Genomic DNA, 10416 nt, shown 5'->3' on the forward strand with positions numbered 1-10416 from the left:
GGAAAATCGGCCGCTGCGCTACTTCTGCATGGACGAGTCCCGTTGGGGCCTCAAAACCGAGCTAGGGCGTCGCATCACGCTCAAGGGGGTCAAGCCGGTGGCCAGTGGCCTCGGGCCAACTGCTGGCTCTATGGGGCCGTTGAGGTCCCCAGCGGCCAGTCTGTGTTCTATAGCAAAAACACCTGGATCGTGAACGGATTTGTATCCCTAGCGCCAAGAGACTTAACTCCCTGTTCGGGCCGAACTCGGGATTATCCCAATAGACTTGTTTCGTTCACGTGTGGTCTGCGGTTGCTATATGTCTTCTCCCACCTAGACGCGGTCTGCTTCCAGCGCTTTCTAGACCATCTGGCCCAGCAGTTCCCCACTAGCTTCAACTTGCTGCAGTTGGACCAGGCGGGCGCTTACATCGCCACCCAACTGCAGTGGCCCAGCAATGTCCTACCGGTGTTCCAACCTGCAGCCAGTCCTGAGCCCAATCCCATCGAGCGCTTGTGGCAGGAGCTCAAAGCCCGGTTCAAGGGGTTGAATTTTGCCAGCTTGGAGGCGTTGCAGCAGTGGCTGTTCTGCCAGCTAGAGAGTCTCTCGAACCGAGAGATTCGTTCGCTGACCAGCCGGAGCTTCATTCGCCGGGCGGTCCGGACGTTTAATAAAGTGCATAGCTTATGAAAAATGGGATCACGCCGCAAGCGGTCCAAGCCATTCGCTTCGCGCAGCTGTTTGCCGATGCCCACCACGCCGCCATAACACTGCTGCACGTGGGCGATCGCCACGCAACGACCGAGCAGCGGGCGGCGTTCGAGCGCGAGCTATCGCAAGTGGCCCAAGGGGGCAAGGTGGCAGTCCCTACCCGCGTGCTGACGGTGGCTCACGAGGATGCAGCGGTCGCGATCGCCGAGCGCTCGCAGGCCTTCGATCTGGTGGTGCTGCGCTCGCTGCGGCGCCGAACGGCCGGCGAGTTGGCTGTCAGCGAGGTCACCACGCGCACCATTCCGGAACTCTAGTGCTCTTTTATTTTGTTTGGGGAAGCCCATCGCGCCGAGTGAACGGCGCTGCTAGCGTGATCGCGGTTCAGCCGCACCCAACAGTGTAGGCTGTTTGGCACGCCGGTATTAGCGAGCGCGGTGTTGGGAAGAAGCACCCCAGCGGAACAGGCGTTGCACGATCTGCTCTCGCCGCTCCTGGGCTTTCATGGGGCCGAGCCGCCAATCCAGCAGAATCCAGTCCAATAGGGCGATCCCACTCGCCGTTGCAAGCAACCACATCTTGCGTCCCGTCAAGCCCTACCAACCAATAGCATATCGTAGGCAAGCAATGGCTGCTTGCCAATCGAGCCTCCATCTCGCTACTGGCAGGGTGCAGCCCCTAGCGCTGCATGTGCTCGGCTAGGAGCTGGTTGGCGCGCGGCCGGTAGATGAGGTGAAACAGCGACTCTAAATAGCGCATCATGTCTTCGCGGTTTTCTTTGGAGTTAAAGTTCCAAAACCCGTAGATGCGCGCCAGCGACAGCAGCTTGTTGGTGTGGATCGTCCAGGTGTAGTTGTTGTAGCCCCGCTCGATCGCGCTGTCGGAGAACTTTTTCCAGTGCTCGGGATCGTGATCGCAGTGGGCGACAAAATCGAGGATGGCCTGCGCGGTTTCGTCTAGGTGGGTGGGGTTGATGTAGAACCCATTGACACCATCTTGGATGATCTCCAGTGGGCCGCCGAACTGGGTGCCGAAGGTGGGCAGCCCCGAGAACATCGCCTCCAGGATGGTTAGGCCAAAGGCCTCGAACAGGGCCGGTTGCACGAAAATCCCTTCGCGATCGGCAATCGCGCGATAGACCTCGCCGTTGTCAGTTTTGGGCAGGCGCACGCCCAACCACCGGATCTTGCCGTGGAGGTCGTACTGGTCGATGATGCGGTAGAGCTTTTCGATCTCGGCGCGCTCTTCGCTGTCGGTGGACTCAGCCGCGCTGAGCTTGCCTGCCACCAAGATCAGGTTGCAGCGCTGCTGCAGCTCGGGCGAGCGGCCGAAGCACTCCGCCAGACCCGTCAAATTTTTGATCCGGTCCAGGCGCGCCATGGAAAACAGCGGCCGCTTGTCGGGGTTATCGAGCCAGCCGAAGGTGTGCTGGGGATCTTGGAGTGAAAACAGCAGCTCCTCCAGGCGCTCGGTCTTGCTGGGAACGCGCTCCTGCAGGCGGTAGTAGGGGAAGTAGACGCTCTCACTCACCCCCGGCGGTACGACGTTGAATTTGGGCGAGAACAGCTCGATGCCGTTGACCACGTGGTAGAGGCCCGGCATGGTGAAGTGCTCGTAGGACTCGTACTGACCGACAATATCGGGGCGGCCAACAATCTCCTGGTACGTGCTGCTAATAATACAGTTGGCCGCGTTCATGGCAATCAAATCGGCCGTAAACTGCAGCGAGAAGTGGTAGGAGTCCTCCATCTGCTGCCAGTAGAGGTTGCTAAACAGGTACTTGGACTTCTCCAGCGCGTGCGCGATGTTGAACTGCGTCACGTTCATACGACGCGCTAGCAAAAACGCCACCAAGTTGCCGTCGCTGTAGTTTCCCACGATCAGATCGGGCTTGCCCTGCAGCTCGGCATAGAGCTCCTTCTCGGCATCGATGGCGTAGGTCTCGAGGTAGGGCCAAATCTCAAAGCGCGAGATCCAGTCCTGGGTTACCTTGGGGTTGCGCTCGCGGAACGGAACGCGCAGGATCCAGGCGTTTTCGGTGCCGTGGACTTTCTCCAGGTGCTCGTTGCAGCGGGTGCCATCGCTGTTGGGAATCAGCCGGGTCAAAATGATGACCTTGGGCTCCACGCCCAGGCAGTCCAGCCCCGCCAGGTGGAGGTCTTGCTGCAGCTGCTGCTCCAAGCTGCGGGCTTGATCCAGCACATAGACCACTTGCCCGCCGGTATCGGGCCGGCCGAGGACGCCTTCTTGGGCGAACCAGCCATGGACCGAAACCAGCGCGATGCTAAACAGCATGGGGATGCGCGACAGGAAAGCCTCCAGCACGTTGGCATCAGGCGAGTCGATGAGCTCGTCCAGAATGCCCAAGGTTTCCTGGATGCGGCCGGCAGTGTTGCCCCAACCGGGCTCAAAGCCCATGGCTTGCAACTCAAAGCGGAAGTCCTCGTAGGGGCGCTCGGCGGGCAACCCGCTGACGTAGTCCAGCGCTTGCTTGACTCGATCCGATAGCTGCTTTTGGTTCTGGATGCGCCCGTTGATGAGCAGGGTTTGCCCGTCGTAGCTGTGGACGCTCAAAAAGGAGTAGAGCCCCTCCAACCACTGCTGCGGATGCTGGAACAGCTTGCTCGACAAAAAGCGATTGAGAAATTCCACCCCCTTGCCGATGTTTTTGGAGTCGCGAATGATGGGCGAGTAATCGTAGAAGGGCTGAAAGTCGATCTCAAAGACTTCCCCTTCTTCCGGGTGAAACTCATTCATGAAGCGATCACGGGTATCGAGCAGCTGCTCGGTATCCAGCGGCTCGACGGTCAGATCCTCCAGCAGGCGATAGTACTCTTGCCGGGCAATTTGGGGCCGGACAATCAAGCAGAGGCTTTCCTCTTCAAGGATGATCTCCTGGGTGTAGTGGATCAGCTGTCCCAGGCGCGAATCCCCTTGCCGGGCAAAACAGGGCTGGAACTGGGCAAAGGCATTGAGGATGTCATTGCGCAGCAGATACTGCTGCTCGCCCATCCGCAGCTCGTTGATGAACTCGCGCAGATCCGTTTTTTCCTCGGAGTTCAAAACGGCATGGATGAGATCGGACATGAGACTCCCCCCAAAAGGCAGCACCGGCAGCAGGCCAAGCAGGTAAAGGCTGGGACTGGGTTCCCAACTAGCTCGGGCGCGCGTTTCGCCGGCGCGGCTAACAGCCATACCGTAGCGAGCGAGCGCAATTGCTACCAACCTGCACTGCTGCTGGTTAGGTCGTATATTCGGCGTTGATGCGGACGTAGTCGTAGCTCAAGTCGCAGCCCCAGGCCACGCCCTGGCCGCTGCCTTCATCCAGCGAGAGGGTAATGGTAACCGTATCGCCATCCAGGTACGGCGCCGCCGCTGCTTGTTGCAGGTAAGCACTGGCGGCCTGGCGGTCGAAGGGGACGGGTTGGCCCCCATCCAACAGGAGGCGATCGCCGAGCGCAATCTGCAGCGCACTGGCATCGAAGGGAACGCCCGCCCGTCCGGCGGCAGCCGCAATTCGGCCCCAGTTGGGATCGCGGCCGAAGGTGGCCGCCTTGACCAGCGGCGAACTCACTACGGTCTTGGCGATCTGGCGGGCGGCGCGGTCGTTGGGCGCCCCCGAGACGCGGACCTCGATCAGGCAGGTGGCGCCTTCGCCATCACGGGCGATCGCGCGGGCCAGGGTTTGGCAGGCCGCGACGAGCATGGCTTCCAAACGCTCGGCCTTGGGCCCCGGCTCGACGATCGCGCCCGTGCGGGACTGCCCGTTGGCGAGCGCGAGCAGCGCGTCGTTGGTGCTGGTATCGCCATCGATCGAAACTTGGTTGAAGCTACGCTCGGCGGCGCGCGCCACCATCTGCTGCCAGAGCGAGCGCGACACGGCCGCATCGCAGCTAATAAAGGCCAGCATCGTTGCCATGTTGGGCGCGATCATCCCCGAGCCTTTGGCAATGCCGCCGATGCGCACGGGCCGCCCGTCCATCTCGGTCTCGAGTGCGACCGATTTGGTGGCGAGGTCGGAGGTGGCGATCGCGCGGGCCGCCGCCTCAGAGCCCTGGGGCGAGATTGCCGCTACGAGCTGGGGCATGCCGCGGCGCATGGGGGCCATGGGGATGCGCTCACCAATCAGGCCGGTCGAGGCAGGCAGCACGGCCTCGGGCGAGATGCCCAGCGCCTCGGCGGCCAGCCGCACGCTCTCGCGCGCATCCTGCCGGCCTCCTTCGCCCGTCGCGGCGTTGGCCTGACCGGCGTTGCAGAGGATGGCGCGCGCCAGGCCGCGATCTTGCAAGCGTTGGTGGCAGTCGTCCACGCAAGCTGCTCGGACCTGGGAAGCCGTCAGGACGCCAGCGGCGATCGCCTCCGTCTCGGACAGGATTAGGGCCAGATCGGGCTGCCCTGACGCTTTAAACCCAGCGGCGATGCCGGCTGCTTGAAAGCCTTGGGGGGCCGTTACGCCGCCCTCGATTGCCTGCCAATCGGCCATCGCTGTTCCTCCCAGCGCTAGGGGACTGATGGCGTTAAGCTAGTCTGCAGCCGTTGGATGCGTCAAAAGCGCCCCCTAGGCTGTCGCTCGCTTGAGGCTCATTACCGTGCCGGGAACGCGTCGTTGGTTGGTGCCGCTGTTGGCTGGAATCGGGCTCTGGAGCGCCGCGCTGCCGGCTAGCGGTCAAGCACTGCTGCCGCACGCGGCCGAGTTTGAGCCCCAAAAACTGCGCCAGCAAGGGCTGGCCCTGGCGCAGCAGGCCGTGCGGTTGGTGCAACGCGATCACGTCGATCTGGCCCGATCACGGGCGGAGCTGGCAACAGAGCTGGCCCCCGATCGCTTCCAGCCCTGGTTCGTGCTGGGGCGCCTGCAGTTGGCCGATGGCAACCCAGCGGCCAGCGTCGAATCGCTACAAAAGGCGCGCGAGCTAGCGCCCCAAAAAGCCAACGTGCTGTTTGCTCTGGGCTCGGCCCAGTTCCAGCAGGAGAACTACCAAGCGGCCATCGCCGCGCTCCAGCAGGGGTTGGAGCAGCAACCGGAGTCGCCAGAGGCCTTATTCGATCTGGGCAACGCCCAACTGGAGTTGGGCCGCTACGAGCAGGCCATCGCTACCTACGAGCGTGCTCTCGAGTTCAAGGCCGAGTTTTGGCCCGCCATTAACAACATCGGCCTGGCCGAGTACGAGCGCGGCAACCGCCAGGCCGCGATCGCGCGCTGGCAGGCAGCGCTCGATATCGATGCCAACCAGGCCGAGCCGCAACTGGCCATCGCGGTGGCCCGCTACCAGCAGGACCAGCAGGACAAGGCGCTGACCCTGGCGCAGCAAGCGCTGCAGCGCGATGCGCGCTATGCCGATCCGGCCTATTTGCAAAAGAACTTGTGGGGCCAGCGCCTGCTCGCCCACACCCGAGCGCTGTTTGCCGAGCCGCAGCTGCAAGCCCTGCGCGGGCGCCTGCAATCGCCGGAGGCGAGCTCCAGCGGCCAGTCCTAAAACGCTGGCAATTGCCAGGCTGCCAGGCGAGCGCTTAGGCTCGATCGCGTTGCTGGCGGCTGGTTAGGAGAGCGCATGGCACAACAACCCGATTGGGGCAACGGCAGCCAAGTCGTTCCCACCGGACTCTCCCGCGAGATGGAGCAGTCCTATTTGGCCTACGCCATGAGCGTCATTGTGGGGCGAGCCCTGCCCGATGCGCGGGATGGGCTCAAACCCGTCCACCGGCGCATTCTCTACGCCATGCACGAGCTGGGCCTGACCCCTGATCGGCCCTTTCGCAAGTGCGCTCGCGTGGTGGGCGATGTCCTAGGAAAGTACCACCCGCACGGGGACCAAGCCGTCTACGACGCCTTGGTGCGGATGGTGCAAGACTTTGCCAGCCGCTACCCGCTGCTGGCGGGGCACGGCAATTTCGGTTCGGTGGATGACGATCCGCCCGCCGCCATGCGCTACACCGAGACGCGCCTGGCCCCGCTGGGACAGCAGGCGTTGCTGGATGAGGTGAGCGAGGCCACGGTTGATTTTGTCGCCAACTTCGACAATTCCCAGCAGGAACCGCTGGTCCTACCGGCGCGGCTCCCTACCATGCTGCTCAATGGCTGCGCCGGGATTGCGGTGGGCATGGCCACCAACGTGCCGCCGCACAACCTGGGCGAGTTGGTGGATGGGCTGATCGCGCTCATCGATCACCCCCGGCTGCCCGACGAGCGGCTGTGGTCCCTCATTCCGGGGCCCGACTTCCCCAGCGGCGGCGAGATCGTCAACCCTGCCGGGGCCATCGAAGCCTACCGCAGCGGGCGCGGCACCATTACCGTGCGCGGCATCGCCCACTTCGAGCGCATCCGCCCCAGCCAAAAGCGCCGCCAGACTCGGACGGCCATCGTCGTCACGGAGCTGCCGTTTCAGATCAATAAAGCCCAGTGGATCGCCAAGGTGGCCGATTTGGTCAACCGCGGCCGCCTGGAGGGGATCGCCGATCTGCGCGACGAGAGCGATCGCGACGGGATGCGCATTGCCATCGAGCTCAAGCGCGATGCCGATCCCGAAACCGTACTGGCCGAGCTCTACCGCCAGACGCCGCTACAGGCCAATTTTGGCGCCCTGTTTTTGGCCCTGGCCGACGGCCAGCCCATGCAACTATCGCTGCGCCAGCTGCTGGAGCGCTTCCTGCAGTTCCGCGAGCAGACGCTGACGCGGCAGTACCGCCACGAGCTCGAGACGGCGCAGCAGCGCTACCACATCACCGCAGGCTTGCTAACCGCGCTGGAGCAGCTCGATCGCGTCGTGACCGCTTTGCGCGATGCCCCCGACGGCACCACAGCCAGCGCCACCTTGCAGCAAGACCTCGAGCTGAGCGAGGCCCAAGCGGATGCCATCCTGGCCATGCCGCTGCGCCGCCTGACTGGGCTGGAGCGGCAAAAGCTCCAGGCCGAGGCCGACGAGCTGCAGGAACGCATCCAGCGGCTGGAGCGTTTGCTAGCCGACCGCCGCGAGTTGCTCAAAGCCCTCAAGCAGGAGCTGCGCGCCCTCAAGCGCCACTTTGGCGATGCTCGCCGCACGCGCATCGCCAGTGCCGAGGCGGCACCGGCGCTCGAGCTGAGCGCACCGGAACCCGCCCAGGCAGCAGGTAACGCGGAGCCGGATGCCGATGCCATCGTGACGGTCACCTATCGCGGGCGCGCGAGCTGGTCCCCAGCCAGTGCGCCGTCGCCCGCGTTTGAGGACGACGTTGCCATCCTGCGCCAGCGCCTGGGCGAGTGCCGTTCCCTACTTGCCATTGCCGATGACGGTAAAGCCTACGGGCTCGATGTCCGCCAGCTCAGGCAGCAAGGGCAGTCCTGGCTCGAGCAGGTGCCCGAGACCGCCGACGCGCAGGCGCTCGTGCTGCCGCTACTGGATCCCGAGCCGTCGCAAGCGCCGGCGAGCGATTTGGTCTTGCTCACCCAGCAGGGGCGGATCAAACGCCTTGCCCTCACTACAATCGCCGGCGCGAGCCGCCAAGGAAAGGGCGCGATCACGCTCAAATCCGGCGACCGGCTGCAGCATGCCTGCCTGGCCCAAACGGGCCTAGAGTTGGCCGTTGCCACCACCGGCGGGCGCCTGCTGCGCTTGGTCGTGGGCGAGCGGCAACTGCCGGCCATGGGCCGGCTGGCGCAGGGGCATGCCGTCACGCGACTGCGTGCGGGGGAGGGCTTGGCCGGTTGCTGCGCCTTTGGCGCTGGGGCCGACCTGTTGCTGGTCTCCCGGCAGGGCTATGCCAAGCGCCTGCCCGCCACCACCGCCCGCCTCACCGAGCGCGGCAGCATGGGCACGCCCGCGTTTCAGTTCGCCAGCGATGGGGATGCGCTGGCCGGCATGGCGCTGGCCCCGGCGCGCGTGGCGCTGCCTACCGATCACGGGCGCTGGCGGCAGCTGGATAGCAACAAACTTCCCTACAGCGGCAAGGACGGGGCCGGCGAGCGCGCCGTTCGCCTGCGCGCTGGGGAAGCGATCGCGGCGGTGGTCCCCACTGCCCCCAAGTGAGCGGGTCGCCCGGGGCGGGAGGCTAGAATGAGACCGAGCCGCGTTGCTGCAAAAGAGCCCATGACTGCCACTGCGACCGAAACTGCCGTTCAAACGCAGTACGAAGCCATCATCGGCCTGGAGACGCACTGCCAGCTCAACACCGAGACCAAGATCTTTAGCCCCTGCTCCACCGAGTTTGGTGCCCCGCCCAACACCAACATCTCGCCCATTTGCCTGGGCTACCCGGGCGTGCTGCCGGTGCTCAACGAGAAAGTGCTGGCGTCCGCCGTCAAGGCGGGGCTCGCGCTCAACTGCCAGATCGCGCCCGAGAGCAAATTCGATCGCAAGCAGTACTTCTATCCCGATCTGCCCAAAAACTACCAAATCTCGCAGTACGACCAGCCCATTGCCTACGACGGCTGGCTGCCCATCGAGCTGGCCGAGACCGCCGATAGCGACCCCCAGCGCAAAACCATCGGCATCAAGCGCCTGCACATGGAAGAAGATGCCGGCAAGCTCAACCACGTGGGCAGCGGCGATCGCCTCTCGGGGGCCAGCCACTCGCTGGTGGACTACAACCGCGCGGGCGTCCCGCTGCTGGAGATCGTTTCCCAGCCCGATCTGCGCACGGGCCAGGAAGCGGCCGAGTACGCCAAGGAGCTGCGCCGCATCCTGCGCTATCTGGGCGTGAGCAACGGCAACATGCAGGAAGGGTCGCTGCGCTGCGATGTCAACGTCTCGGTGCGACCGGTGGGCAGCGCCGGCTACGGTACCAAGGTCGAGATCAAAAACATGAACTCGTTCAACGCCATCCAGCGCGCGATTGACTACGAAATCGAGCGGCAGAGCCAGGCCCTGGCGCAAGGCCAGGCGCTGGAGCAAGAAACCCGGCTGTGGGAAGAGGGCAGCCAGCGCACGGTGGGGATGCGCTCCAAGGAAGCCTCCAGCGACTACCGCTACTTCCCCGATCCCGACATTCCGGCCATTGAGGTCTCGCCAGCGCAGCAGCAGCAGTGGCAGTCGGAGCTGCCAGAGCTACCGGCGCAAAAGCGCCAGCGCTACCAAGCCGAGTTCGGCCTCTCGGCCTACGATGCGCGCGTGCTCACCGGCGAGCGGCCCATGGCCGAGTACTTCGAGGCCACCGTGGCGGCCGGTGCCGATGCCAAGCAAGCTGCCAACTGGATCGCCAGCGATATTGCTGGCTACCTCAACAGCAACAAGCTCACCATCCGCAATCTGCCCCTGCAACCGCAGCAGTTGGCCGAGCTCATCGGCGCGATCGCTGATGGCACCATCAGCAGCAAGATTGCCAAAGAGGTCTTGCCGGAGCTGCTCGAGCAGGGCGGCTCGCCCCGCGAGCTGGTGGAGCAAAAGGGCCTCATTCAAATCTCGGATGCCAGCGAGCTTGAGCCCATCATCGACCGCGTGCTGGCCGACAACCCTGACAAGGTCGAGCAGTACCGCAACGGCAAGACCAAGCTGCAGGGCTTTTTCGTCGGCCAGGTGATGAAGCAAACGGGCGGCCGCGCCGACCCTAAGCTGACCAACCAACTGCTGGGGCAAAAGCTCGAGGCCTCGGGCTAGGTCGCTCGCTCTGGTCTCACGACAACTCGGGATAGGGGGCACGCCCCATCCCGAATAATTAGCCCACTTTGGGAGAGGCCTAAGCCAACAGCTCAGCAGCACGGGTTGCGATGCGCTCGGGGGTGAGGCCATTGAGGGCCATGAGCTCGCCCGGACTGGCCGC

6 protein-coding genes and 1 pseudogene are annotated in these 10416 nt (G+C 64.1%); 5 read left to right on the forward strand and 2 right to left on the reverse strand.

Translation table 11 applies throughout. The features are described 5' to 3' along the window. Nucleotides 1-171: pseudogene (locus tag BRC58_03455) on the forward strand (IS630 family transposase). Between the two features lie 494 nt (nucleotides 172-665). Then, nucleotides 666-1004, forward strand: a complete 339-nt coding sequence (locus tag BRC58_03460) for a hypothetical protein (protein ID PSP18515.1) — start codon at nucleotides 666-668, stop codon at nucleotides 1002-1004. A 361-nt stretch (nucleotides 1005-1365) separates the two neighbouring features. Here the strand turns inward: BRC58_03460 and BRC58_03465 are convergent, their stop codons facing one another. Further along, nucleotides 1366-3774 carry a sucrose synthase gene (locus BRC58_03465; GenBank protein PSP18520.1) on the reverse strand — a complete coding sequence of 803 codons (2409 nt, stop codon included), beginning with the start codon at nucleotides 3772-3774 and terminating at the stop codon, nucleotides 1366-1368. 154 nt (nucleotides 3775-3928) lie between these two features. Further along, nucleotides 3929-5170 carry an arginine biosynthesis bifunctional protein ArgJ gene (locus BRC58_03470; GenBank protein ID PSP18516.1) on the reverse strand — a complete coding sequence of 414 codons (1242 nt, stop codon included), beginning with the start codon at nucleotides 5168-5170 and terminating at the stop codon, nucleotides 3929-3931. Between the two features lie 106 nt (nucleotides 5171-5276). Here BRC58_03470 and BRC58_03475 point away from each other — a divergent pair, with 106 nt between their 5' ends. The 3 genes from BRC58_03475 (at nucleotide 5277) to BRC58_03485 (ending at nucleotide 10253) form a co-directional block, all read left to right on the forward strand. Next, nucleotides 5277-6161 (forward strand): cytochrome c biogenesis factor, encoded by an 885-nt coding sequence (locus BRC58_03475; protein ID PSP18517.1) that lies wholly within the window; start codon nucleotides 5277-5279, stop codon nucleotides 6159-6161. Between the two features lie 75 nt (nucleotides 6162-6236). Beyond that, on the forward strand, nucleotides 6237-8687 hold the full coding sequence (locus BRC58_03480; protein ID PSP18518.1) for a DNA topoisomerase IV: 2451 nt from the start codon (nucleotides 6237-6239) through the stop codon (nucleotides 8685-8687). A gap of 60 nt (nucleotides 8688-8747) precedes the next feature. Further along, nucleotides 8748-10253, forward strand: a complete 1506-nt coding sequence (locus tag BRC58_03485; protein PSP18519.1) for an Asp-tRNA(Asn)/Glu-tRNA(Gln) amidotransferase GatCAB subunit B — start codon at nucleotides 8748-8750, stop codon at nucleotides 10251-10253. Nucleotides 10254-10416: the final 163 nt, after the last annotated feature.

Source organism: Cyanobacteria bacterium QS_8_64_29 (assembly GCA_003022125.1).
Classification (GTDB): Bacteria; Cyanobacteriota; Cyanobacteriia; order Cyanobacteriales; family Rubidibacteraceae; genus QS-8-64-29.

Coding starts and splice junctions, on each gene's coding strand:
- BRC58_03460 (PSP18515.1), top strand. CDS start 666: ATGAAAAATGGGATCACGCCGCAAGCGGTCCAAGCCATTCGCTTCGCG.
- BRC58_03465 (PSP18520.1), bottom strand. CDS start 3,774: ATGTCCGATCTCATCCATGCCGTTTTGAACTCCGAGGAAAAAACGGAT.
- BRC58_03470 (PSP18516.1), bottom strand. CDS start 5,170: ATGGCCGATTGGCAGGCAATCGAGGGCGGCGTAACGGCCCCCCAAGGC.
- BRC58_03480 (PSP18518.1), top strand. CDS start 6,237: ATGGCACAACAACCCGATTGGGGCAACGGCAGCCAAGTCGTTCCCACC.
- BRC58_03485 (PSP18519.1), top strand. CDS start 8,748: ATGACTGCCACTGCGACCGAAACTGCCGTTCAAACGCAGTACGAAGCC.